The 23,802-nt window shown below is 65.7% G+C and carries 23 protein-coding genes; 8 read left to right on the plus strand and 15 right to left on the minus strand.

What is annotated here, in order from left to right; genetic code table 11:
- Position 1: 1 nt before the first annotated feature.
- On the plus strand, positions 2 to 1,297 hold the full coding sequence (locus tag ACN9MX_RS09780; protein WP_426386801.1) for a spinster family MFS transporter: 1,296 nt from the start codon (positions 2 to 4) through the stop codon (positions 1,295 to 1,297).
- Positions 1,298 to 1,374: 77 nt separating this feature from the next.
- Here ACN9MX_RS09780 and ACN9MX_RS09785 read toward each other — a convergent pair whose 3' ends face one another.
- From ACN9MX_RS09785 to ACN9MX_RS09820, 8 genes are all read right to left on the minus strand, one after another.
- Positions 1,375 to 2,121 (minus strand): SDR family oxidoreductase, encoded by a 747-nt coding sequence (locus ACN9MX_RS09785; protein ID WP_426386802.1) that lies wholly within the window; start codon positions 2,119 to 2,121, stop codon positions 1,375 to 1,377.
- Positions 2,122 to 2,132: 11 nt separating this feature from the next.
- Positions 2,133 to 3,131 (minus strand): acyl-CoA dehydrogenase family protein, encoded by a 999-nt coding sequence (locus tag ACN9MX_RS09790; protein ID WP_426386803.1) that lies wholly within the window; start codon positions 3,129 to 3,131, stop codon positions 2,133 to 2,135.
- 3 nt (positions 3,132 to 3,134) lie between these two features.
- Positions 3,135 to 4,310, minus strand: a complete 1,176-nt coding sequence (locus ACN9MX_RS09795; protein WP_363756138.1) for an acetyl-CoA C-acetyltransferase — start codon at positions 4,308 to 4,310, stop codon at positions 3,135 to 3,137.
- Between the two features lie 21 nt (positions 4,311 to 4,331).
- Positions 4,332 to 5,510, minus strand: a complete 1,179-nt coding sequence (locus ACN9MX_RS09800) for an acyl-CoA dehydrogenase family protein (protein WP_426386804.1) — start codon at positions 5,508 to 5,510, stop codon at positions 4,332 to 4,334.
- A 4-nt stretch (positions 5,511 to 5,514) separates the two neighbouring features.
- Complete coding sequence (locus ACN9MX_RS09805; protein WP_426386806.1) at positions 5,515 to 6,663, minus strand: thiolase family protein; 1,149 nt, start codon at positions 6,661 to 6,663, stop codon at positions 5,515 to 5,517.
- On the minus strand, positions 6,660 to 7,082 hold the full coding sequence (locus tag ACN9MX_RS09810; protein WP_363737864.1) for a Zn-ribbon domain-containing OB-fold protein: 423 nt from the start codon (positions 7,080 to 7,082) through the stop codon (positions 6,660 to 6,662). The genes ACN9MX_RS09805 and ACN9MX_RS09810 overlap by 4 nt, the downstream gene beginning before the upstream one ends.
- 168 nt (positions 7,083 to 7,250) lie before the next feature.
- Positions 7,251 to 8,048, minus strand: coding sequence for a helix-turn-helix transcriptional regulator (locus ACN9MX_RS09815; RefSeq protein ID WP_363737863.1), 798 nt, complete (start codon positions 8,046 to 8,048; stop codon positions 7,251 to 7,253).
- A gap of 2 nt (positions 8,049 to 8,050) precedes the next feature.
- Positions 8,051 to 8,668 carry a TetR/AcrR family transcriptional regulator gene (locus tag ACN9MX_RS09820; protein WP_133653197.1) on the minus strand — a complete coding sequence of 206 codons (618 nt, stop codon included), beginning with the start codon at positions 8,666 to 8,668 and terminating at the stop codon, positions 8,051 to 8,053.
- Between the two features lie 116 nt (positions 8,669 to 8,784).
- On the opposite strand from ACN9MX_RS09820, the gene ACN9MX_RS09825 reads away from it, so the two are divergent.
- Positions 8,785 to 9,537 (plus strand): SDR family NAD(P)-dependent oxidoreductase, encoded by a 753-nt coding sequence (locus tag ACN9MX_RS09825; protein WP_426386808.1) that lies wholly within the window; start codon positions 8,785 to 8,787, stop codon positions 9,535 to 9,537.
- A gap of 13 nt (positions 9,538 to 9,550) precedes the next feature.
- On the opposite strand, the gene ACN9MX_RS09830 is transcribed toward ACN9MX_RS09825, so the two are convergent.
- On the minus strand, positions 9,551 to 10,240 hold the full coding sequence (locus ACN9MX_RS09830; protein ID WP_426386810.1) for a carboxymuconolactone decarboxylase family protein: 690 nt from the start codon (positions 10,238 to 10,240) through the stop codon (positions 9,551 to 9,553).
- Positions 10,241 to 10,410: 170 nt separating this feature from the next.
- Between ACN9MX_RS09830 and ACN9MX_RS09835 the strand changes: the two genes are divergently transcribed.
- From ACN9MX_RS09835 to ACN9MX_RS09860, 6 genes are read left to right on the plus strand one after another with little or no spacing between them, the layout of a single operon-like run.
- Positions 10,411 to 11,298, plus strand: a complete 888-nt coding sequence (locus ACN9MX_RS09835) for an SDR family NAD(P)-dependent oxidoreductase (RefSeq protein WP_363737857.1) — start codon at positions 10,411 to 10,413, stop codon at positions 11,296 to 11,298.
- Positions 11,295 to 12,047: an SDR family NAD(P)-dependent oxidoreductase gene (locus ACN9MX_RS09840; protein ID WP_363737855.1), complete on the plus strand. Its 753-nt coding sequence runs from the start codon at positions 11,295 to 11,297 to the stop codon at positions 12,045 to 12,047. The genes ACN9MX_RS09835 and ACN9MX_RS09840 overlap by 4 nt, the downstream gene beginning before the upstream one ends.
- The gene (locus ACN9MX_RS09845) at positions 12,044 to 13,204 is read left to right on the plus strand and encodes an acyl-CoA dehydrogenase family protein (protein WP_426386811.1); all 1,161 of its coding nucleotides are present in this window, start codon (positions 12,044 to 12,046) and stop codon (positions 13,202 to 13,204) included. The genes ACN9MX_RS09840 and ACN9MX_RS09845 overlap by 4 nt, the downstream gene beginning before the upstream one ends.
- Positions 13,201 to 14,640, plus strand: coding sequence for a DUF1254 domain-containing protein (locus tag ACN9MX_RS09850; RefSeq protein WP_426386813.1), 1,440 nt, complete (start codon positions 13,201 to 13,203; stop codon positions 14,638 to 14,640). The genes ACN9MX_RS09845 and ACN9MX_RS09850 overlap by 4 nt, the downstream gene beginning before the upstream one ends.
- Positions 14,637 to 15,707, plus strand: coding sequence for a phosphotransferase family protein (locus tag ACN9MX_RS09855; protein WP_426386814.1), 1,071 nt, complete (start codon positions 14,637 to 14,639; stop codon positions 15,705 to 15,707). Before ACN9MX_RS09850 ends, ACN9MX_RS09855 begins: the two co-directional genes overlap by 4 nt.
- The gene (locus ACN9MX_RS09860) at positions 15,704 to 16,495 is read left to right on the plus strand and encodes an enoyl-CoA hydratase/isomerase family protein (RefSeq protein WP_133653189.1); all 792 of its coding nucleotides are present in this window, start codon (positions 15,704 to 15,706) and stop codon (positions 16,493 to 16,495) included. The genes ACN9MX_RS09855 and ACN9MX_RS09860 overlap by 4 nt, the downstream gene beginning before the upstream one ends.
- A gap of 267 nt (positions 16,496 to 16,762) precedes the next feature.
- Here the strand turns inward: ACN9MX_RS09860 and ACN9MX_RS09865 are convergent, their stop codons facing one another.
- The 6 genes from ACN9MX_RS09865 to ACN9MX_RS09890 form a co-directional block, all read right to left on the minus strand.
- Complete coding sequence (locus tag ACN9MX_RS09865) at positions 16,763 to 17,614, minus strand: SDR family oxidoreductase (RefSeq protein WP_426386816.1); 852 nt, start codon at positions 17,612 to 17,614, stop codon at positions 16,763 to 16,765.
- A 102-nt stretch (positions 17,615 to 17,716) separates the two neighbouring features.
- The gene (locus ACN9MX_RS09870; RefSeq protein ID WP_426386818.1) at positions 17,717 to 18,625 is read right to left on the minus strand and encodes a DUF6473 family protein; all 909 of its coding nucleotides are present in this window, start codon (positions 18,623 to 18,625) and stop codon (positions 17,717 to 17,719) included.
- The gene (locus ACN9MX_RS09875; RefSeq protein WP_426387504.1) at positions 18,625 to 19,788 is read right to left on the minus strand and encodes a sulfotransferase family protein; all 1,164 of its coding nucleotides are present in this window, start codon (positions 19,786 to 19,788) and stop codon (positions 18,625 to 18,627) included. Before ACN9MX_RS09875 ends, ACN9MX_RS09870 begins: the two co-directional genes overlap by 1 nt.
- 5 nt (positions 19,789 to 19,793) lie before the next feature.
- On the minus strand, positions 19,794 to 22,052 hold the full coding sequence (locus ACN9MX_RS09880) for a molybdopterin-dependent oxidoreductase (RefSeq protein ID WP_426386819.1): 2,259 nt from the start codon (positions 22,050 to 22,052) through the stop codon (positions 19,794 to 19,796).
- A gap of 223 nt (positions 22,053 to 22,275) precedes the next feature.
- On the minus strand, positions 22,276 to 22,692 hold the full coding sequence (gene arr / locus ACN9MX_RS09885; RefSeq protein ID WP_426386820.1) for an NAD(+)--rifampin ADP-ribosyltransferase: 417 nt from the start codon (positions 22,690 to 22,692) through the stop codon (positions 22,276 to 22,278).
- A gap of 9 nt (positions 22,693 to 22,701) precedes the next feature.
- Positions 22,702 to 23,349, minus strand: a complete 648-nt coding sequence (locus ACN9MX_RS09890; RefSeq protein ID WP_363756119.1) for a glutathione S-transferase family protein — start codon at positions 23,347 to 23,349, stop codon at positions 22,702 to 22,704.
- Between the last annotated feature and the right edge of the window lie 453 nt (positions 23,350 to 23,802).

Raw genomic sequence — 23,802 nt, forward strand, 5'->3', positions numbered from 1 at the left:
CATGACCAGCCAGCCCATCGGACTTACCGCCCCGCCGACGACCTCCGCGGCCGGGTTGCGCCGCATGATGCTGGTCATGCTGGGCCTGGTGTCGATGTTCAACTATATCGATCGCACCGTCCTGTCGGTGCTCCAGGAGCCGATCAAGCGTGAACTGGGGTTGAGCGACGGGCAGCTCGGACTGCTCACCGGCCTTGCCTTCGCACTGTTCTACGCAACGCTGTCCCTTCCGATCGCGCGGCTGGCGGACCGCTTCAATCGCCGCAACATCATCGCCGCGTCGCTCGCCACCTGGAGCGGCATGACGGCTCTCTCGGGACTGGCGACCGGCTTTGGCTCCCTGGTCGCGTTCCGCATCGGCGTCGCGTTGGGAGAAGCGGGTTCCGTGCCGGCTTCCCATTCCATCATCGCCGACTATTACCCGCCCGAAAAGCGGGTCACGGCGCTCGCTTTATGGGGGCTGGCGCTCCCGGCGGGGATCATGCTGGGCTATGCATCGGGCGGCTGGATCGCTTCCGCGCTGGGGTGGCGCCTTGCCTTTGGGGTGATAGGCGTCGCAGGGCTGGCGCTGGCGCCACTCGTCCTGCTGCTCGTGCGGGAACCTGCGCGTGCGGGATCGAGCGGTTCGACCCGAACAGAACAAGCGCCGCCCCTCGGCGAGGCCATGCGCTTCCTGTGGCGGTTGCGGACCTATCGCTACATGCTGATCGGCACGACGCTTCATGCCTTCGCCCAATATGCGATGATGAGCTGGTCCGCGCCCTTCTACATGCGCGTCCATCACATGCCGCTTGCGGACGTCGCCTCCTGGCTGGCGCTGATGAACGGGCTGGGCGGCGGCATCGGGATCTACCTGGGTGGCCGCCTGTCGGACGCGGCGGGATCTCGCAACCCGGCGGGTCGCGTCTGGGTGAGCGCCGTTGCGATGCTGCTGATGGTGCCGGCGGCACTGATCCAGTTCCTGACCCCCTCGCTGACGGCATCGCTGGCGTTCGGCTTCGTCGCGACCATGCTGATGTTCTTCTATTACGGCCCGATCATAGGCGTCCCGCAGTCGATCGTCCCGCCCCGCATCCGGGCCCTGACCTCTGCCGTGACCCTGCTCGTCTTCAACCTGTTCGGTCTGGGCCTGGGCCCGGCCGTGACCGGGTTCCTCAGCGATCGGCTGGCAGGCGCCGGGATGCACGACACATCGCTGCGTTTCGCGCTTTCGGCCGTGGTGCTGTTCTCGCTCGCCGGCGCAGGCAGTATCGGATGGGCATCACGCTTCTATGCGTCCGATCTCAAGAAACATTGATGACCCCGTTCGCACCGCTGGCTGATGATGCGCTTTACCGGCCCGCCTGGCTCAGCAGGCTGCGGAACAGCCCGGCATCAGGCCACTGTCCGGCCATTGTCGATCACGATCTCCGCCCCGTTCAAGCGGATCGATTCGTCCGACACCAGGAACAGGACCAGGTCGGCAACATGTTCCGGCTGTCCTTCATATTTGCGGGCGGCGTCGCGCAATTCGGGCGCGGCAAAATGATAGGCCTCACGGACCATCTGCGTATCATGCGAGCCGGGCAGGACGACATTGGCGCGAACGGGGTGGCCCTGCTGCTGGCAATGAACGATCAGGCTGCGCGTCATGGAGAGCACGGCACCCTTGGCCGCGCTATAGGCGAACACCGCCGGATTGCCGCGGATCGCAGCCACGGACGCGATGTTGACGATCGATCCTGCGCCGCTGGCCGCCAGTGCCGGCAGGCAGGTCTTGCATCCCAGGAACGTCCCTTCCGCCGAAACGGACATTACGCGGCGGAACGCCTCCAGCGACGACTGCTCGACCGTTTCAAAGGCGGCGATGCCCGCATTGTTGACCAGCGCGTCGAGGCGGCCATGGGTGCGCATGATCTTCGCCAGGACGGCCTGCCATTGCGCTTCGCAGGTCACGTCCAGGCCCAAGGCCATTGCGGCCGGAAGCGTCTCTGCGACCCGCTGCGCTTCCGCCTCGTCAATGTCGGCGACGACTACCCGCGCGCCCTCGCGCGCCAATGCTTCGGCATCGGCCTTGCCCAGTCCGTGCGCGGCGCCGGTCACGAGGACGACCTTGTCTTCGACCCTGCCCTTCCTGGTCATCGCCGATCCCCTCACGCTGCCAGCGCGGCACGGGCGGCAATTGGGCCGCCATGGAGGCGTGACAGCAACAACAGGCGGCGCAGCCCACGCCCCACCGCGAGTTCATCGGTCACACCCATGCCGCCATGCAATTGCACGGCGTCTTCCGCGAGTTTCAGGGCAGCGTCGCCAATATAGGCCCTTGCCGCCGTCACAGCCCGGACCCGCGCTTCCTCCTCGGCCATGGCCGCCTTCAAAAGCAGGGAGCGGGATTGCTCCAGCCAGGTGTACATCCGCGCGCAGCGATGCTGCACGACCTGGAAGCTCGCAATCGGCTTGCCGAACTGGTGCCGCTGTCTGACATAATCGACCGTCAGGTCCAGCAGGGTCGCCATCGCGCCAACCAGTTCGGCGACGATCGACAGGCCGGCCAGGCCCTGAGCTTCCGCCCATATGCTCGCCGGAACCGCGAGGGGCACGGCCTGCGCGGCATCGAAACGCACATTGGCTGCCATGCTGCCGTCGACCAGACGAACCGGCGTCCTGCGGACGCCGCTATCCTTAGCGTCCACCAGCAAAAGCGCGCCTACATTCGTCTCCACGACGAAGGCGTCGGCATCCATGCCGTCCCGGACAATGGCGGCCGATCCGCGGAGCCCTCCGTCGACAAGCGCGCCGCCCTGCGCAAATGCAAGCAGGACATCCCCCTGCATCAGCCTGGCGCCCCAGCGCGCGGTGGCGGGATCGGCAAGGATCGCTCGTCCGCACAGCAGGATGCCCTCGGCCAGCGGGGTGATCGCAAGGGCGCGCCCCATCTCTTCGGAGATGATCATCACCTCCACCGCGCCGCCGCCCAGCCCGCCTGCCTGCTCCGGCGCCAGCAGGGCAAAAAGGCCGAGCTCCCCCAATGCGCGCCAGTCGGCGGGAGACATCGGCCCTTTCGCCATGGTCGTCGCGTCATATCGGTCCGCCAGGAAGCGGCGGACCATGTCGCGCACCATCACCTGCTCATCGCTGAGCGCGAGGTTCATGGCTCAGAGCACCTCGATGATCGAGGCGTTGGCGATGCCACCGCCCTCGCACATGGTCTGAAGACCATAGCGCTGGCCCCGCGCCTTCAGCGCATGGATGAGCGTCGTCATCAGCTTCGTGCCTGTCGCGCCGAGCGGATGGCCGAGCGCAATGGCCCCGCCATTGACGTTCAGCCTTGCCGGATCGGCGTCGAGCGCCTTCATCCATGCCATGGGGATCGACGCGAAGGCTTCGTTCACCTCGAACAGATCGATGTCCTTCATGGCCATGCCGGCCCGATCGAGAACCCGGCGGGTCGCGGGAATCGGCTCTTCCAGCATGATGACCGGATCGCCCGCCGTTACCGCCAGGTTGACGATGCGGGCGATAGGCTTCAGGCCATGCGCCCTGACCGCCGCTTCGGAGGCAACGAGCACGCCGCTCGCGCCGTCGCAGATCTGGCTGGCGGTGGCCGCGGAAAGCGTGCCGCCCTCGCTCAGTAGCTTGACCGAACCGATCGATTCCATCGACGCATCGGCCCGAACCCCCTCGTCGCGGTCATGAATCCCCTGCTCTCCTTCCGCCGTGACGATGGGCACCGGCACGATCTCGGCATCGAACGCGCCTGAATTCATCGCCGCTGCTGCCTTGTGGTGGCTGGCGAGCGCGAACCGGTCATGGTCGTCGCGGGTGAAGCCATATTTGTCGGCGATCATCTGCGCGCCGTGAAACTGGCTGAACATCTCGATGCCGTAGCGCTTCTGGATCGCCCCGGAAAATGGGTTGGCCCCGATGCCGCCCGCCTGGGCCAGCGTGATGGGAGACCCCATCGGCACGCGAGTCATGCTTTCGACGCCCCCCGCGATCACGAGGTCCTGAAGCCCCGACATGACCGCCTGCGCCGCGAAATGCACCGCCTGCTGGGATGAGCCGCACTGCCGGTCGATCGTCACCGCCGGCACGCTGTCGGGCAGGCTGGACGCGAGCACGATGTTGCGACCAAAGGCGAAGGTCTGCTCGCCCACCTGGCTGACGCAGCCGATGATCACATCGTCGATCGCGGCGGGATCGACACCCGCGTCGGCGACCAGCGCGTCCAGCACGAGGGCGCCCAGATCGGCGGGATGCCAGCCGGCGAGGCGGCCGTTGCGGCGGCCGCCGGCGGTGCGGCGTGCGGACACGATATAGGCTTCAGGCATGATGCATCCTTCTTTCTTTGTCTAAAGGCCGAGCGCGGCCTTCGCGATGAGTGTCAGTTGTATCTCGCTGGTGCCGCCGAAGATCGACCAGGCGCGAGCGTTGAGATAGCGGGCCGCTGCGACCTGCGCCTGCGCCGAACCAATCGGAGCGGGCATATCGTCGCCATAAAAGGGGCGCTCGACGGGCAGTTGCAGGCCGGCGAGGCCAAAGGCATCGACTGCCAGCGCCTCCACACCCTGCCGGATTTCGGATGCCAGCAGCTTGGTGATCAGGCTGCGCGGGTCCGGCGCGGCGCCCTGCTCGATCTCGATGAGCGTCCGCAGCTCCGTCATCTCGAGCGCTTCGGCCTCCAGTTGAAGCCGGACGGCGCGGTCCGCCAGTTCGCCGGTCAGCGGCCCCGCCGACATCCGCAAACGGGCAAGATCGGCCAGCAGCGCCGGCGCGAAGCTGGACCCGCCCCGTTCATTCTCCAGCAGAAACTTGGCGATCGACCAGCCCTGCCCTTCCTCGCCGACGCGCTCCGACACCGGCACCCGCACCTCGTCGAGGAAGACCTCGTTCAACTCGTGATCGCCCGATGCGCTGAGGATCGGCTTAACCGTCACGCCCGGCAGGGTCATGTCGATCAGCAGAAAGCTGATGCCCTGTTGCGGCTTCACCTCGGCATCGGTGCGGACCAGCGCGAACAGCCGGTTGGCGTACTGGGCCTGCGTCGTCCAGATCTTGTGGCCGGACACGATATAATGGTCGCCATGGCGGACGGCGCGGGTGCGCAGGCTCGCAAGGTCGGAGCCGGAGCCGGGTTCCGAAAAGCCTTGCGCCCATATATGCTCGGCCGTGCGCAGGCGCGGAAGATAATGGTCCTTCTGCGCCTGGGTGCCGAATGTGTACAGCACCGGCCCCACCAGCTTCAGCCCCATGCCGGGCAGGATCGGAGCGCCTGCCTCCGCACATTCCTTTTCGAAAATCCAGCGCTGGACAGGCGTCCATCCTGGCCCGCCCGCATGGTGCGGCCAGTGGTAGACGAGCCATCCCTTCGCCTCCAGGATCGCCTGCCATTCGCGCGCGATGTCGGGTTCGGCGAAGACACCGGATGTCAGCGCGGCCCCGCGCCGCAGCGCGGGGGAGAGCGACAAGGCCAGGAAATCGCGCACCTCCTCACGGAATGCGCGCTGCTCCCTGCTAAGCGCGAGGTCCATGGCGTCAGCGCTCCACGATCGCGACAGCAGAGACGCCCGGCGCGCCATAGACATGGCTGTAGCCGAGGCGCAGCTTGCCCGGCACCTGTCGCGCGCCCGCCTGCCCGATCAACTGGACATAATTCTCATAGACCTGGCGAAGTCCCGAAGCCCCGATCGGCTCGCCGCAGGCAAGGCATCCGCCATCGGTGTTGACCGGCAAGGTGCCGTCGATCCGCGTGCGTCCCTCGGCAATCCACGCCGTCTGCTCGCCATCCGCGCAGAAGCCGTTTTCGGCCATGTGCATGATCTCCGCCCCGACCTCCGTGTCCTGGAGTTGCGCTATGTCGATGTCCTCGGGACCGACGCCCGCCATTTCATAGGCTGCCTGGGAAGCGAGGCCGGTTGGCGAGCCGCCACGATCGAGATCAAGCGCTGGCGAGAAGACCTCGAATGAACCGGTCGGGCGGGTGCGGACCGCTGCGGCCCGCAGCCGTACCGCCGGCAGGCCGAGTTCGCGCGCTTTCCGGCCGCTCGCCAGCAACAGCGCTACCGCCCCCTCCCCCGGCGAGCAGAACATGAATTTGGTGAGCGGATCGCTGACCATCTGGGATTGAAGGATTGTATCGATATCGACCGCTTCGCGCCGCCAGGCGTGATCGGCGAGAACGCCGTTGGCGAACGCCTTCTCCGCGACCGCGCCCAGCGTGTGCGGCGTGATGCCGTGCAGGCTCATGTAACGCTGGATCTTCATGGCGAAGAACTGGGTGGTCAGCATCAGCCCGGTCTCGCCATACCAGGCCGGCAGCCCCCAGTCCGCCGGCAGGGGCGAGAAGGAGCCGCGTGGATGCTTGTCGAAACCGACGGCCAGGCCCAGGTCGAACTCGCCGGACTTGATCGTGCTGTAGGCGCCGAACATGGCCGAGCCGCCGGTCGCGCACCCATTGGCGACGTTGATGAAGGGAATGCCGGTAAGCCCCAATTCCGACACCATGGTATCCGCATTCCCGGCGGCATCCGATCCGCCGAACGCGAACTGAACATCGCGCCATTCAAGCCCCGCCCGTTCCAGCGCCTGGCGGACGGCGAAGACGCCCTGCTGAAGGCCCGAAAGGGCAGGCGTACGGCCGAAAGGATGAATTCCCGCACCGACGATGAAGACGTCTTCGCTCATATGTCGGCGCCCCTGTCCGGCGCGAAGCCAAAGCTGGTGCGCAGCGAGCCGTCCGCCAGCAGGAAGGGCAGCGGCACGATCCGCATCGCCATGCCGATTTCCAGATCATCGAACGCCGCATCGACCAGACGCCCTTCGACGATCAGCGCCCCATCCAGCTCGACATAGCCGACCGCATAGGGTTCGAACGCGTCCGGGCCAGCATAGGGCGGCGACTTGGGGCGGAAGCGCTGAACGGTCCACGACCATAGTCGGCCTGTCCGCGGCAGCACGACGCGGTCGTAGCGCGCATCGCTTTCCGGTCGCGCCGGGAAGCAGATCCGGCTGGTCGCGCGCTCACGGGAGGCGAGCAGCGCGATGCCGCCGCTGTCGGAGCAGACAAGGTCATCGGCGATCGGAACGGGCAGGGTGTCGGGCACGGCATATCTCCTTGGAGAGACATAGCGCCCGACCATTCGGTCGGCTTCTGACCAATGCGACAGGAGCTAGAGCGATTTCCAAGCGATCGCAACCGATCGCTGGTTAAGAAATCGCGGAAAACAAGGAAACCAGAGCGGCGATCTGATTCAATCAGATCGAAACCCGCTCTAGTTTATCATTCCAAGAAAGCCGAGCTGTGCCGCCTTGAACATCGTCTGGTCGCGGTTCACGGCGTCCAGCTTCACCGAAGCCGATCGGATGTGGAAGCGCACTGTGGTGCGTTGCAGACCGAGGATGATGCCGATTTCCTCATTCGTCTTTCCAGCAGCCGCCCAACGCAGACACTCCACCTCGCGCTTGGTCAGCGATATGCTGCCCAAGCCGGGACGGGCCCGCGCCGTCACCTTGACATAGCTTTGCACGAAGGCCCGCGCCAGCACGGCCAGCGCGTCCGCGGCGCAGGAATAGGCATCGGAAAGGTCGTTGGCCTCTGGCTCTGGCGAGAGGAAACTGGCCGCCCCGATCTGGCCGAACGGCAGGTGGATGGGCACCACGATCGCGGCCGCCGTCATCGCCCGGATGCGGAAATCATGCAGGTCGATCACATCGAGCAGCGGGTTGGGCAAGCGGGTGCGAAAGCCATGCGCGTTGCACCAGAACGGCTCCGCCTCCACCCGGCAGGCGTGAACGATCGGTGAGGAAAGGGCGAGCTGAGGCACCTCCCACCACCGCGCCTCCTCGCCGCGAAAGCCAAAGACCTCGCTGGCAAGCACGGCGCCGTTCCCATCGCGCATCGGTTCACGGGAGGCCACATTATGCGTGACCGCCGTGCGCAGCCCGCAAAGGTCCATCACCGCATCCCGCAGCCGCTCTGCCGACGCTCCTATGCCTCCCGGCTCTGAAAAGCGGACGGCTTCGATCAAGGCAGTTGAGGGCATGGAGCAGGAATGGTCGGTAGCGGGCATGGTCAGCGCCCCTTCAGGCTCAACCCCTCGAAAAAGGGTTGGCAGATCGCATCGGCGACGTCCTCGGGCGATCTGCGCTTTGCCAGGGGGGGATACCATTTATAGGCCCAGTTGCACATGCCGAGGAAACCGAGCGTGGTGAGCCCTGGGTCGCATTGCCGGAAATGGCCGTTCGCGATCCCCTGCTCGATGATGCCGCGCACCCGTTGCAGATAGGCATTGCGCTGCGCCCGGATATGGTCGCGCATCTTGCCTTCCAGATCTTCATAATGGTCCATGAACGCCCGGACATAACCCGGATGCTCCGCAATCTGGCGCAGGATGTCGATGCATGCCGCGCGCAGGCGCCCGAGCGGATCGTCCGATCCCCCCTCCTCGTCCAGGCCGGCGAGCAGGGCGCTCATATGGGCATCGTGCATCGCGAAGAGGATGGCGTTCTTGCTCGGGAAATAGTGGTAGAGCGTCGGCTTGCCGAGGCCAACCTCATCCGCCAGCATCTGCATCGACGCTTTGTGATATCCCACCCGGTCGAACAGCGTCGCGCAATGTCTCAATATCTCGTTGCGCTTTTCGTCATGCGCCTCGGTCGTCTGCCGTTTCTTTGCTGCTTGTCGCGCCATTGCCGGCCCTGTTCCCTGTCTGCGTCCTACCTCTCACAAAGGTAAGTCGACCGTCTGGTCGGTTCCCCCTAGGGATAGGGCTGGATGACAAGAATGCAAGCGCGAGGGAGCGGACTATGCAAGTTGAAGGCAAGACAGCGCTGGTCACCGGGGCAAGTTCGGGCCTGGGCCGACATTTCGCGCGCCTGCTGGCGCGCGAAGGGGCGAGAGTCGTGGTAGCGGCGCGCCGACTCGACGCGCTCGCCGCGCTGGCCGATGAGATTGGTGGGCAGGGCGGCACATGCATCCCCGTCGCCATGGACGTGACCGATCCGGAAGCGGTCGCGACAGCCTTCCGGCAGATCGAGCGCGAACTTGCGGGATCTCTCTCGATCCTCGTCAACAATGCAGGCGTCGCCCAGACCCGTGCGGCGCTCGACCTCGATGCCTCCGAATGGGCGCAGGTGATCCAGCCCAATCTGACCGGTGCCTTCCTCGTCGCCCAGCAGGCGGCGCGGATGATGCGGCATGGCGGCGGGACGATCGTCAACGTCGCCTCGATCCTGGGAGAGCGCGTGTCCAAGGGACTGGCGGCCTATGCCGCCAGCAAGGCCGGCCTCATCCAGTTGACGAAGGCGCTCGCCCTGGAATGGGCGCCGCTCGACATCCGGGTCAACGCGCTCGCACCCGGCTATATCGAAACCGACCTCAACCGCGACTTTTTCGCATCCGACGCAGGTCAGCGCCTCATCTCGCGCATCCCGCAGAAGCGACTCGGCCAGGTGCATGACCTGGACGGGCCGCTCCTGCTGCTGTGCTCCGACCAGTCGCGCTACATGACCGGCGCGGTCATCGCGGTGGATGGCGGGCATCTCGTCAGCGGCCTTTGACGACAGGCGGCCCTTATGCGTCCATGGCGGTCGCGCCGACGACCCAGGCGGACAGGCCCGCGGTCGGCACTGCGCAGATTACCGCTTCGGCCACGGCTTCCTCGCTGGCTCCGGCGGCTCGCGCACCCTTGACGTGAACCGACGCCCAGGCGCTGTAGTCGGCGACAAGGACGGTCACGAGCAGCAGCTCCGCATATACAGGCCCCAGCGCCGTCCCCGACAAGGTCCCCTCGCGCATGAGATAATAGGCGTCGGCGCCCAGGGGCTTGACCTCGAACAGCTTGCCCAGGGAAGGCGGCATGGCGCCGAAATATTGCAGGAAATTCGCCTCCGCGGCACCATCTTCCACGACCATGTCGTCGTCAGGCCAGTCGGGATCGGCGGCTTCCGGATAGATCTCCCGGAAAAGATCATGGAAGCGCAGCGACGCCCCCTCCCCACGCACGCTTGCGAGGATTGCGACCGCCGCGCCGGCCTCCGCTTCGATGAGACCGGCCGACCGGGCCTCGGCCAGTTCCCGCGTCGCAAGTTCCCGATAGCCCTTTATCGTGGCGGCGCAGGCGACGAACAACCTCTTGATCCGCGCCGGGACCGCCCCGTCCGAATCGATGATCATGCGCCAGCGGCGGAATCCCGCGATGGTCTTCGGTGCGTCGCGACGCAGGCGGCCAAGACTGGCGAGCGGGGGCAGAAGGTCAGTCATCGTCTCTCCGTTAATGCATGGACCGTCCGGTCGGTTGAATATGGCTATGCCGCTTCGCGATCGCGGTCAACTTCTGATAAGGAGTTGACGTCCGACCGGACGGTCGACTAAATCGCACCCTTGTACAAGGATCGATCCCGGATCGGCCGATGCGAGAGGAGCATGCCTGGATGAAGGACTTCAAGGGCAGGACGGCCGTCATCACGGGGGCCGGCAGCGGCATCGGCGCGGCGCTCGCGCATCTCGCCGCAGGCGAGGGCATGAACCTGGTCCTCGCCGACATCAATCTTGCCGACCTGGAGGCGGTGGCCGGCACCATCGAAAGTCCGGCGATCGCGCTGCACAGAACCGATGTGGCCGATCCGGATGCGGTGCAGGCTCTGGCCGACCTTGCATGGTCGCGCTTTGGCGACGTATCCCTGCTGTGCAACAATGCCGGCGTCGTCCCCGGCGGCCGCCACCGGCACGTCTGGGAATATGCGCTGGAGGACTGGCGCTGGGCCTTCGGCGTCAACATGGATGGCGTGGTCAACGGTATCCGCAGCTTCGTGCCCAGGATGCTGGCGGAGGGACGGCCGGGACATATTCTCAATACCGCGTCCGTGGCCGGCTTCGTGAGCGGCGAAGGCTCCGCCGTATATGGCGCGTCAAAGCATGCCGTCGTCCGCATCACTGAAGCGCTCTATGCCGGTCTGCGTGAGCGGAACGCCCCGATCGGCGTCACGATGCTGTGCCCCGGCCTGGTCGCGACCCGCATTTACGAGGCTGAACGATCCCGGCCCGCACATTTGCGATCGAACGACGGCCAACCGGCGGAAGCCACGGAGTTGCAGTCGATTTCGGACAATCTGTTCCAGAATGCCCCGTCGCCTGAGGAGGTTGCCGCCCAGGCGTTCGAGGGCATCCGCCAGGATCAGTTTTATGTCTTTACCTCGGCGCGGTACGATCAGGTGATCGCGCGGCGGACGCAGGCCATCCTTGCCCGGGAAAATCCCGTGTTCGACAGCCTGATTTCGCTCAGCAAGGGCAAGGCTGACGCAGAAGGGCAAAGAGCGTGAGCAGGCTTCAGGCGCGGATCGCGCTCATCACCGGCGCTGCTTCGGGCATCGGGCTCGCCACCGCCCGGCGCTTCGCGGCGGAGGGCGCGACGCTCATACTGGCGGACCGCAACGGCGACGCGCTGTCGAATGCACGCGAATCGCTGCCGGGCGCCGGGCATGAGTTCGTCATCATGGACGTCACCGAAGAGCAGGCATGGGCCGCGCTGGCAGATCGGGTTGCAGCACGGTCCGGCACGCTTGACATCCTCGTGAACAATGCCGGGTTCGGCAAGTTCACGTCGATCGCGGACACGACGCTGGCGCAGTGGCGGTCGATCATCGCCGTCAATCTCGACAGTGTCTTTCTGGGGACAAAATATATGATGCCATTCCTCGCCGCCTCCGGCCGTGGCGCGATCATCAACATGTCCTCCATCCGGGGCATCGTGGCTGGCGCCGGCACCGGATCCTACAGCGCGGCCAAGGGCGGCGTCCGTTTGTTCACCAAGGCGACCGCACTTGAATGCGCCGCGGCCGGCAATGGCGTGCGCGCGAACTCCGTCCACCCCGGTCACATCGCGACACCGCTGACCGCACCTGCCTATGCCGATGCGGAAATCGCCCGGACCCTGCTGGCGGATGTCCCGCTCGGACGCATCGGACAGGCGGAGGAGATCGCGGATGGCATCCTTTTCCTGGCAAGCGATGAATCCCGTTACATGACCGGGGCCGAACTCGTGATCGATGGGGGGAGCACCGCGCAATGACCGATCGGGCAACTGCCATCGCGTCGAAGGTGGAAGCCTTCGTCCGGAACGTGGTCATTCCCTACGAGAGGGACAGTCGTCTCGGCTTCCATGGGCCGGAAGATGCGCTCGTCTGGGAACTGCGCGCAAAGGCACGCGAGGCAGGCGTGCTGACCCCGCATGTCCTGCACGACGGATCGCATCTGACGCAGCGGGAGACGGCCATCGTCCTCATGAGGACGGGGCTGTCGCCGCTCGGCCCCCTCGCCTGCAACACCGCCGCTCCCGATGAGGGCAACATGTATCTGCTCGGGAAGGTCGGCAGCGCCGCGCAGAAGGCCCGATTTCTCGATCCGCTGGTGAGGGGCGAGGCGCGCTCCGCCTTCTTCATGACAGAGCCTGCCGAAACCGGCGGCGCGGGATCCGATCCGTCGATGATGCAGACGACCTGCCGTCGCGACGGCGACCATTGGATCATCAACGGCCGCAAGAAGTTCATCACCGGGGCGGAAGGCGCGCGCGTGGGCATCGTCATGGCCGGGTCGGACGACGGCGCCTGCATGTTCCTGGTCGACCTGCCCGATCCCGCGATCCGGACGGTGCGCGTGATCGACACGATCGACAGTTCCATGCCCGGCGGGCACGCGGAGGTCGACATCGTCGATCTGCGCGTTCCAGCGGACCAGATGCTGGGCGCGAGCGGAGAAGGTTTCGCCTATGCGCAGATACGCCTCAGCCCTGCCCGCCTGTCCCACTGCATGCGCTGGCTCGGCCTGGCAATGCGCGCACAGGAAATCGCAACCGATTATGCCTGTCGCCGCCACGCCTTCGGCAAGCCGCTGGTCGATCATGAGGGCGTCGGCTTCATGCTGGCGGACAACCTCATCGACCTGAAACAGGCCGAACGCATGATCGACTGGTGCGCAGATGTTCTCGACACAGGTTCGCTCGGCACGGCGGAAAGCTCCATGGCGAAGGTCGCGGTGTCGGATGCGCTGTTCCGTGTCGCCGACCGCTGCGTCCAGGTGATGGGCGGGACGGGCGTGTCCGGCGACACCATCGTCGAGCAGGCCTTCCGGGAAATCCGCGCCTTCCGCATCTATGACGGTCCGACCGAAGTTCATAAATGGAGCCTGGCCAAGAAGATCAAGCGCGACTGGAAGGCGGCGCAGGGATGAGCGCTGGACGATGGATGCCGGCCATGCGGCCGATGCTGGCCCTCTTGCCGCTCCTCCTGTCGACCGCTGGACATGCCCAGCCAGCGAACTTCGCAGCGCCCGAGGCCGCTACTTCGCAAGCCGGTTATGGCGAGGACCTGCTGCCCAGGGACGAGAAGGATCGCGCCGCCCTGATTCGGAGCGTCGCGTTCGACGCGACCATCTATGGCATGGCTGCCTATCTGCACTATGAGCAACTCTATCGGCAGGCGTTCGATCGAAGTTCGAGCAATTACACCGGATTCAACCGCTTTGCGCATGAGAGGAACCTTGCGGGGCCGGACTATGCAACCTTCAAGGTGCCCAATACGGACACGCTTTACTCCACGGCCTGGGTAGACCTGAGCAAGGGCCCGGTCGAAATCGACATCCCGGCCACGCAGCTCAAATATTTCACGCTCAATATTTTCGACATTTTCGGCAATCCCGGCAATCTCAGCAGTCGTACCATCGGCATCAAAGGCGGCCGGTTCCTGCTGGTGCCGCGCGGCTGGCGCGGAAACCCGCCCGCCGGGGTCACGGTCTATCCGGCCGCCACGACCCAGCTCTGGATCCTCATGCGCGCCTTCGCCCAGTCCGACGCCGAGGTCCGGACTGCTCGTGCTTTTCAGGATGCGGTCCGGATCATCGCTCCGGAAGAGGAAGGGACGGTGAGCTCTCATGGCGACACATCCTCACCACCACCCGCCGCTGGCGCTATCGGCTATCTCCGCGCGCTCGACTATGTGCTTCGGGCCAATGGCTGGCAGCCGGGCGAGGAAGCGCTCGTGTCGCGCTTCCGCCCGCTCGGCATAATGGGCGACCGCCCGTTCGATCCCGATAGGCTTACCCCTGCCACGCGAGCCGCAATCGAAAGCGGTTACTCGGACGCGATGGCCATGCTCACACGCGCCAAGTCGCAATTGGGCGAACCCACCGGCACTGGCTGGATGAAGGTCAACAAGGGCGTCTACGGGTTCAATTATCTGCGCCGTTCCGTCATCAACATGGCAGGCCTCGGCGCGAATGTGCGGGAGGAAAATGCGTCCTACACGACGTTCGCGGACGGCAAGGGTGCTGCGCTGGACGGCGCGTCGTCCCGCTACATGCTCCGGCTGCAAACGCCTCCGCCCGTCAACAGCTTCTGGTCCGTCACCCTCTACGACGCGAAGACCTTCGCCCTCCACCCCAATCCGCTCCGCCGCTATCTGGTGAGCGATCGGACAAAGGGCCTGAAGGTACAGAAGGATGGGTCGATCGAAATCCGCATCCAGCGCGCCGCATCATCTGGTGGAAACTGGCTTCCCGCACCGGCGGGACCATTTTTCGTCGTGATCCGCGCCTATGGACCGAAGCCCGACATGCTGAACGGCCAATGGCTGCCCCCGCCCATTTCAAGGGATGGCGACGCCCGATGAACGCCCTGGTCGAAGACAATAGCGGTACGGCGACCGTCCGTCCCGGCTATGAGCTGGATTTGGGCGCGCTGGACGCCTGGATGCGCGCCAATGTCGCCGATTATGGCGGGCCGCTCCGGATCGAGCAGTTCAGGGGCGGGCAGTCCAATCCGACCTACAAGCTGATCACGCCGGGCAAGGCCTATGTCCTGCGCAAGCAACCACCCGGCCCCTTGCTCAAGGGTGCCCATGCGCTCGACCGCGAGGCGAAGGTGCTCGCTGGCCTGTCGCGAGCGGGCTTCCCGGTCGCCGCCGTCCATGGCCTGTGCACCGATCCCGCCATCATCGGCACGATCTTCTACGTCATGGACATGGTGGAGGGCCGTATCTTCTGGGATGCCGCGCTTCCCGATATGTCGCCCGCAGAAAGGGCAGCGCTCTTCGACGCCATGAACGCGACGATCGCCGATCTCCACAGCATCGATTACGCGGCCGCCGGCCTTGCAGACTATGGCCGGCCAGGAAATTATTTCGAACGACAGATTGCGCGCTGGTCGCGCCAATATCTTGAGGACGCGCAGGCGGGGCGCGATCCCTGCATGGACCGGCTGGTGGAATGGCTCCCCGCGCACATCCCGCTGGGGGAGGAAACGAGCATCGTCCATGGCGATTTCCGCATCGACAATCTGATCTTCCACCCGACGCAGCCGCGCGTGCTGGCCGTGCTGGACTGGGAGCTCTCGACGCTGGGCCATCCGGGTGCCGACTTCGCCTATCACGCGATGATGTACCGCATGCCGCCGCACATCGTCGCCGGCCTCGGCGGGAGCGACCCCACTGCGCTCGGCATAGCCGATGAAGAGGCCTATCTCGCCACCTATTGCCGGCGCAGGGGGTTGGCGGACATGCCGGGTTACGACTTCTATATTGCCTTCAACTTCTTTCGGCTCGCGGCCATCTTCCATGGCATCAAGGGCCGGGTCATCCGCGGCAACGCTTCGTCCGCGCAGGCGCGCGAGCGCGTTGCGGTGCTCCCGGAACTCATGCGTCTTGCATGGCAGCAGGCGGAAAGGGCGGGCGCCCGATGAGCAGCCCGGCCATCACGCTCACTGTCGAGGATGGCATCGCCTGGCTGACGCTGGCGCGCCCCGAAAAGCGCAATTCGGTCGATCCCGAATTCGCATTGCGCCTTCATGAACTGGCGGAGCGATGCGCGGCGGACCAGGACATACGCTGCGTCGTGCTCACCGGAAGCGGCAAATTCTTTTGCGTCGGTGGCGACATCGATGCCTTCTCCGCCGCCGGGGAGGATGCCGAAGCGGCGGTCGGCGCCCTCGCACGCAGTTTCCATGCCGGCATCCATCGACTGGCCACGATGGAAAAACCTCTCGTCACGGCTATCAACGGCCCCGCCGCCGGCGCTGGGCTCAGCCTTGCGATATTGGGGGATATTGCGCTCTCAGCCGCCTCCGCGCATTTCACTTCGGCCTATAGCGCTGTCGGGCTGACACCGGATGGCGGCGCATCATGGTGGTTGCCGCGCCTGATCGGGATGCGGCGAGCGCAGGAGATGCTGTTCACCAATCGACGGGTCGGGGCGGAGGAAGCGGCAGGCATGGGCCTTGTGACACGCGTGGTCGCCGACGATGCGCTCCGTGCCGAAGCATCGACCGTGGCATCGGCGCTGGCAAAGGGGCCGATCCGCGCACTCGCCAGATGTCGCGCCTTGCTGATGGGGTCCGCCATCGCCGACCTTCCCACCCAGCTGGATCGCGAAGCCGCCTGGATTGCGGCGTCTGCCGGGGCGTCCGAAGGGCGGGAAGGAGTCGCCGCTTTCCTGGCGAAGCGACCGCCGCGTTTCGTGGCTGTGAGTTGATGGGAAAAAGCGCGCAGTCCGTATCGGCCGCCTGCGAGATTCCGGCCTGACTGCGGTCAGCGTGTGACCATCGATACGACGCTCCAGAGCAACACCAACGCCGCCGCGATCATGATCGGCGAAAAGGCGTCGGACCTGATCCTGGCCGACGCCTGATCAGCGGATAACAAGGATCGGGCCGCGGCAGCCCGCGATACCGGGCGACAAACACCGCAGCACCGCAGACAGCCATGATCCGCACGGCAAGATCCCGACGCGGTCCGGGCCTTACGAGTTCGTATCCTTCTTGAAGCTTTCCAGATATTCGGTCGACAGCTTCGACCAGCGCAGCGAAGCCTGCATGCCGCCATCGACGAGCAGGTCCGTGCCCGTGATGTAGGATGCCTCGGGACCGGCAAGCCAACAGACGGCGGCGGCAATATCCTCGGCATTCCCCAACCGCGCAATCGGCTGGCTGGCGATGGTCTGGTCGATCGGCGCTCCGTGCTTGCGTTCATGGCGGATCATCGCGGTTGAAATGATGCCGGGGCTGATCGAGAGCAACCGCGCGCCGCGGGCGCCCCAGTCGGCGGCCTGCGCCTGCACGCGAAGCTGGTTGGAGCGCTTGGCAAGCCAGTATGAGCCAATGCCTGTGTCGTGGCCCGCCACGCTCTGCACCACCGCCTTCAGGTCCTCGATCGGGGCCAGCGCGAGTTTTTCCTCCACGTCCAGCGGGACCGGCGAGTAATAGGCGGCGTTGCTGGCGGTGACGAACGCCACCGTGCCGTCCACGGCCAGCGGCTTGAACGCATTCAATACGTGGATCGTGCCGACGAGGTTCACGTTGAAGATCGTCTCCCAGTCCGCCATGCCGGGAGAGACGCCCGCCGTATGCATCAAGGTTGCGAGCCGCCCGGTTCTGGCTACCAGTGCGGCTAGCTCGTTCACGGAATCGGGGTCGGCCACGTTGACCACCGCGGACAGCACCTTGTAGCCATCGTCCTCGAATTGCCGAACCGTGTCGGCCAGAACCTCAGGATTGTTGTCCGCGAGCACAAGCTGTTTGCCAACGCCGAGACGGCGGGCACATGCAAGGCCCAGTCCGCGAACGCCCGTAATGACGACGACATTATCATTCATGTTTCCGCTCCTATGATATTGGGGGTGTTGCGCTTGATGGTTGTTCAATTTCGCGAACGAGCGGTGGCCGCCATTTCGGGCCCTTCGCGGTGCCCAAGGCGGTCACAACCCCCTCACGGCTCCGAGCAGCGCTGTTGCTGCATCTTCGTGCATCTCGGGCGAGGGGTAGTAATCGTTGCGGCCGGTGGCCAGCGCGACATATTCGACCCCGCGATTTTCATAATTGGCGGGATCGATCGGCTTGCCAGTCCAGCGGTTGATGAGTGGCGCGCCGGCCCCCCGCTCGCTTACGCAGTTGACCGCGGCGGTGCACATCGCCGCCGCCTCTTTGGCCATCGCCGCGTCGACCAGCTGCGGAAACGCACCGAACATCCGGTGGACCAGCTCGACAGTTGGTCGCCGGCCCACTTCCGCGAGCAGTTCAGGCCAGGCAAGCGCCGCCGGCTTTTGCTGCGAGAACCACAGGAACACCACCGGCACGGTGATCGCAGCGCGCAGCCGCCGCATCGATTCCAGCCAGCTCGCCTGGCTTTCCGCCACGAGGCGGGGCGCATCACCGGGCGTTTCCTCCAGCACCCGGCTCCACGCCGAAACGGTGTCGATGCTGTCACCGCTCACCCGGTCACGCAGATATTCGACATAGCCGTCGGCGGCAAAGCGGCTGTTCGCCTCGTGGCGCGCCGCCATCGCCTGTACGACGACGAAGCGGCCCCGGTTCATCGCGGCGATCAGCGCGGGATATTGGAGATAGAATCCCGGCCCGGCGCCGCCCACCGCGAGGTTGAGGGCGCTGAGGCCAAGACGATCGGATAGCAGGTCGGGATAGGGACGGTCGACGAAGCAGCCATAGGTCTGCGCCGCGCCGAGACAGGTGAAGAACGACCGCTCCGGCGCGGCCTGCGGATCGATTGCGGGCCCGCGAAACGGGACGGGGCAACCGTCCAGGGTGAACGGACGATAGTCGACGATGTCCGCATCGCGCGTCGGATAGTCGGGGAACCACTGGTGCATCAGCGTCTTTCCAGAGCAATGTCGAAGCGGGCGATATAGTCGCCGAACTGGCGATCGACCGTCGCTTCGGTCAGCGCATAATCGGCAAGGTCATAGAGATGGGCGCCGGCGTGGCCACGCGCCGCCTCGTGGGTGGTGATCGCCGCTTCCATCGCCTGCGCCACCACGTCGCTCAGCTCCAGCCCCTCGAACGCATAGAGCGCGCGGATCGTCGCCATCGGGTCGCGGATGAAATCGCGGTAGTGAATGTCGTGAAAGGCATGGTCCGGATGGCGGTCGCGCGCGGCGATCATCCGCTGCGCGCTGGTGGCGAGGATCCCGGAGACCTGATAACCGACCATCGCCAGGTCGACATCGCTGTTGGTCATCGACAGCGGATGGGCATTGAGGCTGCAGGTCGAGCCGAGCGGCTTGATCGGGTCTCGATGGGTGTAGACGATCCGCGAATCGGGATATGTGGCGATGATCTCTTCCACGGCGAGCGCATGCGAGGGGAATTTGAGCGTCCAAGCCCCCGGTGCGGCGCTCTGCAGTACCTGGAGATAGCGGCAGTGCCAGGCATAGGCGGCGGCCATGTCGGCATGGTGCAGCCACCATTCGAAATAGTCGGGCACCTGGGTATGGATCAGCAGCGAGAACGACTTGAAGTCCTGCTGCATCTGCCAGAAACACTCGGTGGGCTCGTCGCCGCGCTCGACATGATGGTTGAGCGGCAGGAAACCGCTTTCGATCCGCGCATCGACCTCGCGCACCCGCACCGCGATGCGCGGATCATCGTGCAGGTGGGCGGCCTCGGCCGGGGGCAGTTCGCGATTGCCCTCCCAGTTCCAGTGCATCCGCCGCTGCGGGTCGAGGCTGAGCAGGTTGACCAGGAAGGTCGTGCCCGCGCGTGGCATGCCCAGCACGATCAACGGGCGCGTCACTGGCGTCGCGGCCGCCGCCGGATGCGCGGCGTGCCACGCTTCCAGCGCGAACCGGGCTCTGAGCGTCTCCACCAGGAAGGCTTCCGTCCCCTCGCGCGCGCCCGGTCGCATCGTGCGCGAACGCGCCAGATCGGCGAGGAACGCCTCCAATCCTTCACGCCAGCTTTCGCCGGTCGGTGGGATGCCCGCTGCCGCCGCCCGGGCGACCAGGCGTTCGACCTCGGCAATCGCCGGGACCATGGTGTTCAAGCTGCGTCCTGCTGCGCGATGGTCCTTGCCAGCTCCACGACGATCGGCGTGCCATTGAAGCTGGCGCAGCCGCTCGGCACGTCGAATTCGGCGTCGTCGCTCAGCCGGTTGTAATTGGCGCCGTCGAGGCTGTGGGCGAGGCCCAGGCGCGAGCCGTCAAGCGCCTCGCTCCAGCCGTGCGGCACGCATACCGTGCCGATCCCCACTTCGTCGGTGATGCGCGCGGGCAGCGTGATCTCGCCAACCCGCGAGCGCAACCGCACCTCGTCGCCTTCGTCGATGCCGAGTCGGATGGCATCGGCCGGACTGATCATCGCCGTACAGCGCTTCGGCCCTTTCACCAGCGGCTGCAGATTGTGCATCCAGCTATTGTTGGAGCGCATCTCGCGCCGACCGATCAGGCGCAGCGTACCGTGCGCGAACCTGCCATCGTCGATCGCCTGCTCCAGCCGGGGAATATCGGCAAGGAACGGAGCGGCCGCCAGCGCGATCTTGCCGTCGGGGGTGGCGATCGCCTGCGGCAGGCGTCCGTGCTGCATCGGCCCGTGGGAAATCCCGGCCGGACTTTCGCGCAGCCGGGCCAGCGACAGGCCGCCGGGATGGCTGCCGAAGCCGTCGCCGTTCTTGCCGCCGCGCAACAGGATATCGAAGATGCGTTCGGGCCAGTCCTCGCCGTCGGCGCCGGCCAGCAGCCCGGCCAGGTCCGCCCCGGCGGGCAGGCGCGGCAATTGGGGTGCCTGGCGCGACAGATATTCCACCGCGCAGCGCAGGTCGTAAGCGGCCTCGTCCATGCCGATGAAGCGGGCGGCGAGGCCGTTGATGATGCTCCAGTCGGTGCGTCCGTCGGGATCGGGCGGCAGGATGCGCGGCGACCAGGAGATCACGTCCTCCACCATCCAGTTGTTCCAGATCAGCGTGAACTCGCTGTGGCGCAGGTGATCGCCCGGCGGCAGGATGACGTCGGCAAAGCGCGTCGTCTCGTTGAGGTAGATGTCGACCGCGACCAGGAACTCCAGGCTGTCCAGGGCGGCGGCGACGCGGCCGGCATTGGGGTTGGACAGTACGGGGTTGCCCGCGATGATCGTCATGCCCCGGATGCGGCCGGGGCCCGGCGTCTCGACATCCTCCCACATGGCGTGGGTGGGCATGGTGGCGCCCAGTTCCGGCGCGCCCGAGACGCGCGAGTGCCAGCGACCATGGGGCGGCTGATCGCCGACATAGGGATCGCGGGTGAAGACCGGCAGGCTGCCCTCGGGGAAGATCACCCCACCCTCGGCATCGCAATTGCCGGTGAGGATGTTGAGGCAGTCTATCGCCCAGACGCCGAGCGTGCCGAAGCTCTGGGTATTGATGCCGACCCGGCTATAGGCGGCGGCACTGCCGGCGGCGGCAAAGTCGCGCGCCAACTGGGTGATGCGCTCCGCTGCGATGCCGGTGAGAGGGGCGACGCGCTCGGCCGGGAATTGCGCCGCGACGGCGCGCAATTCGTCGAGTCCCGACACGTGCCCTTCCAGGCGGCCAAGGCGCACCAGCCCCTCGCGGAACAACGTGTCGATCATCGCCAGCGCCAGCAGCGCGTCGGTGCCCGGACGGATGGCGAAGTGGTCGTCGGCCAGTTCGGCTGTGGGCGTGCGACGCGGATCGACCACCACCAGCCGCCCGCCGCGGGCACGCAACCGCTTGAGCCGACCGGGCATGCCGGGGGCGCCGAACATGCTGCCATTCGACACGGCCGGGTTGGCGCCGAAGATCAGGAAGAATTCGGTACGGTCGACGTCGGGTACGGGAACATTGCCGATATCGCCATAGAGATAGGCGTCGACCATGTTGCGCGCGAAGTTGTCGATCGCGGCCGCCCCGGTGAGTTGCGCCGGCATGGCGGAGAGCAGCGACCCTCCGACCAACTGCAACGCGGCGACGTGCGCCGTGGGGTTGCCCAGATAGATGCCCAGCGCGCTCGACCCATGGTCAGCCACGACGCGCCTGAGCCCGGCCGCCGCAAAGTCCAGCGCCTCTTCCCAACTCGCCTCGCGGAAGCCCTCGCCATCGCGGATCAGCGGCCTCGTCAGCCGGTCGGGATCCTCGCGCAGCGCCTTGATCGCCTGCGACTTCGGGCAGACATAGCCCTTGCTCGACGGATGGGCCGGATCACCGGACACCCGGCCGACCACGCCACTGTCGGGATCGGCTTCGATGACCAACCCGCAGCTGGCCTCGCAGGTCGGGCAAATTCGGGGGAATGTTTGCAGCGCCATCGATTTAATCTCCCAGCCCGGATCATGAACCGGGTGCTGGGCGGTCGCCTCGTCCTTTCGGACAATGCAGGAGTGGCGTGCCGGGTGGGCTTTGTCCTTATCAGGAATCGTGGCCTTCTCCTGCCGCGATCCCTGATGGAGAGGCTGCGCCAAGGATGCGCCGCCATCCGGCCCTGGGCCGCTCGGGCCTGGAGTTTTCTGCCGCGCTCCGGCCTTCGGCGCATCAGTCCTCGATGATCGTGTCCGTGCCCTCGCGTTTCATGCGGGCGAGATTGTCCTTCATCTCCCTGACTTGCTCGGGAGCATGGCCGACCCAATCTTCCAGTTCGCCCGTGATCCGCAGCGGCGCGGTCGATCGGTAGGAGGCGGTCATGTTGCCGGGAAACCTCTTGTCGGTGAGGTTCGGGTCATCCTCAAACGGGCCGGTCGGCTCGACGATGAAGATACGACCCCTCCTGTCACCCCTCGCCAGTTCCGCGCCCCATGTGGCCGCTTCGAGCTTCGCCGCGAAATAGACGTGCTTCAGCCCCCGTTCGACGAAATTGCTCTCGAACCCCGGCGCGATCAGGTCGCCGATGGCCAGATCGGCCTTGGTTCCGTGATAGAAGATGGTCCCGGCGGGAACGTCCTTGGCGTACATGGCGCGTTCTCAGGCCACATCGGCGGCGGCGAAGTGAGCCATCTGGTCGCGATGCGCCTTTTCAAACGCCGGTCGCGCCGTGGCACGGGCGAGGAAGTCGCGACAGGCCGCGTGATCGGACAACCCGTCGAACCGATCGACCTGCCGCATCACATCCGCCATGAGCAGGTCAGCAACCGTGAAGCGGCCCGCAACGAGCCATTCGCGATCGACGAGAACCGCATCCATTCGGTCGAGCCGGGCTTTCAGGAATTTGTCGATCATCTTCGCCTCGGGTGCTTCGCCGGGCAATCCCATGAACCGGAACAGGCTCCATGGCTGGCACGGCAGGTCGACCGAATTGAGCGCGGCGATGACCCATGACAGGACTTCGGCCCGACCCCGCGCGTCCTGCGGCATCAACGCCGGGCTCTTGTCCGCCAGATGCAGCAGAATCGCGCCGCTCTCGAACAGGGTCAGGTCGCCGTCGGTCAGCCACGGCACCTGGCCGAAGGGCTGCGCCGCGAAATGTTCGGGGCCGCGATCGCGAAACGGCGTGCTTTCCACCCGATAGGGCAATCCTGCCTCTTCGAGCGCCCAGCGCACCCGAAGGTCGCGCACAAGGCCCCGTGGCATCTCCGGCACCCAGTCATATGTGGTCAGGATCAGGTCGCTCATGGGCAATCTCCGGTTCGAAGCCGTGGGTCGATGTTATGCCCGCACCCGCCAATCCTCCTTGCAAGCCGCCGACACAGGACGATCTTATGACCAAAGTCAATGACGTGCTATATTGCGCCAATAATGTATCGCAACCAGACAGTTAGTTGCGAATGTGCGCGGATCATCCTGCCTTGTCGCAATGCATATCAGGTTCATGCGACCCGGGGTTCAACCGACGAGCTTGCGCTTGATTGACCGCAACGGCTGCCGCCGCTTGCCGGCACGCCTCCAGGGGCTGTCGGTGGCGCTGGAAACCGCGGGCCGGCATGTACGTTTCGACCGCGATCAGCCCCTGTCCAAAGCCGGCGGAAAGATGTACTCTTCGCCTTGGCCATGAGGCGTTTCCTCATGCCGGGACGATGCCCTGGGCAGGCTCCAACATGGACTGCATCGCGCACCGGTCCCGACAGA

Origin of the sequence: Sphingobium sp. R-21 (assembly GCF_049913335.1) — a bacterium.
Lineage (GTDB): Bacteria > Pseudomonadota > Alphaproteobacteria > Sphingomonadales > Sphingomonadaceae > Sphingobium.

What these genes read in the sequence shown, in the direction of transcription:
- ACN9MX_RS09780 (WP_426386801.1), top strand. Translation starts at nt 2, where the DNA reads ATGACCAGCCAGCCCATCGGACTTACCGCCCCGCCGACGACCTCCGCG.
- ACN9MX_RS09785 (WP_426386802.1), bottom strand. Translation starts at nt 2,121, where the DNA reads ATGACCAGGAAGGGCAGGGTCGAAGACAAGGTCGTCCTCGTGACCGGC.
- ACN9MX_RS09790 (WP_426386803.1), bottom strand. Translation starts at nt 3,131, where the DNA reads ATGAACCTCGCGCTCAGCGATGAGCAGGTGATGGTGCGCGACATGGTC.
- ACN9MX_RS09795 (WP_363756138.1), bottom strand. Translation starts at nt 4,310, where the DNA reads ATGCCTGAAGCCTATATCGTGTCCGCACGCCGCACCGCCGGCGGCCGC.
- ACN9MX_RS09800 (WP_426386804.1), bottom strand. Translation starts at nt 5,510, where the DNA reads ATGGACCTCGCGCTTAGCAGGGAGCAGCGCGCATTCCGTGAGGAGGTG.
- ACN9MX_RS09805 (WP_426386806.1), bottom strand. Translation starts at nt 6,663, where the DNA reads ATGAGCGAAGACGTCTTCATCGTCGGTGCGGGAATTCATCCTTTCGGC.
- ACN9MX_RS09815 (WP_363737863.1), bottom strand. Translation starts at nt 8,048, where the DNA reads ATGCCCGCTACCGACCATTCCTGCTCCATGCCCTCAACTGCCTTGATC.
- ACN9MX_RS09820 (WP_133653197.1), bottom strand. Translation starts at nt 8,668, where the DNA reads ATGGCGCGACAAGCAGCAAAGAAACGGCAGACGACCGAGGCGCATGAC.
- ACN9MX_RS09825 (WP_426386808.1), top strand. Translation starts at nt 8,785, where the DNA reads ATGCAAGTTGAAGGCAAGACAGCGCTGGTCACCGGGGCAAGTTCGGGC.
- ACN9MX_RS09830 (WP_426386810.1), bottom strand. Translation starts at nt 10,240, where the DNA reads ATGACTGACCTTCTGCCCCCGCTCGCCAGTCTTGGCCGCCTGCGTCGC.
- ACN9MX_RS09835 (WP_363737857.1), top strand. Translation starts at nt 10,411, where the DNA reads ATGAAGGACTTCAAGGGCAGGACGGCCGTCATCACGGGGGCCGGCAGC.
- ACN9MX_RS09845 (WP_426386811.1), top strand. Translation starts at nt 12,044, where the DNA reads ATGACCGATCGGGCAACTGCCATCGCGTCGAAGGTGGAAGCCTTCGTC.
- ACN9MX_RS09850 (WP_426386813.1), top strand. Translation starts at nt 13,201, where the DNA reads ATGAGCGCTGGACGATGGATGCCGGCCATGCGGCCGATGCTGGCCCTC.
- ACN9MX_RS09855 (WP_426386814.1), top strand. Translation starts at nt 14,637, where the DNA reads ATGAACGCCCTGGTCGAAGACAATAGCGGTACGGCGACCGTCCGTCCC.
- ACN9MX_RS09860 (WP_133653189.1), top strand. Translation starts at nt 15,704, where the DNA reads ATGAGCAGCCCGGCCATCACGCTCACTGTCGAGGATGGCATCGCCTGG.
- ACN9MX_RS09865 (WP_426386816.1), bottom strand. Translation starts at nt 17,614, where the DNA reads ATGAATGATAATGTCGTCGTCATTACGGGCGTTCGCGGACTGGGCCTT.
- ACN9MX_RS09870 (WP_426386818.1), bottom strand. Translation starts at nt 18,625, where the DNA reads ATGCACCAGTGGTTCCCCGACTATCCGACGCGCGATGCGGACATCGTC.
- ACN9MX_RS09875 (WP_426387504.1), bottom strand. Translation starts at nt 19,788, where the DNA reads ATGGTCCCGGCGATTGCCGAGGTCGAACGCCTGGTCGCCCGGGCGGCG.
- ACN9MX_RS09880 (WP_426386819.1), bottom strand. Translation starts at nt 22,052, where the DNA reads ATGGCGCTGCAAACATTCCCCCGAATTTGCCCGACCTGCGAGGCCAGC.
- arr (WP_426386820.1), bottom strand. Translation starts at nt 22,692, where the DNA reads ATGTACGCCAAGGACGTTCCCGCCGGGACCATCTTCTATCACGGAACC.
- ACN9MX_RS09890 (WP_363756119.1), bottom strand. Translation starts at nt 23,349, where the DNA reads ATGAGCGACCTGATCCTGACCACATATGACTGGGTGCCGGAGATGCCA.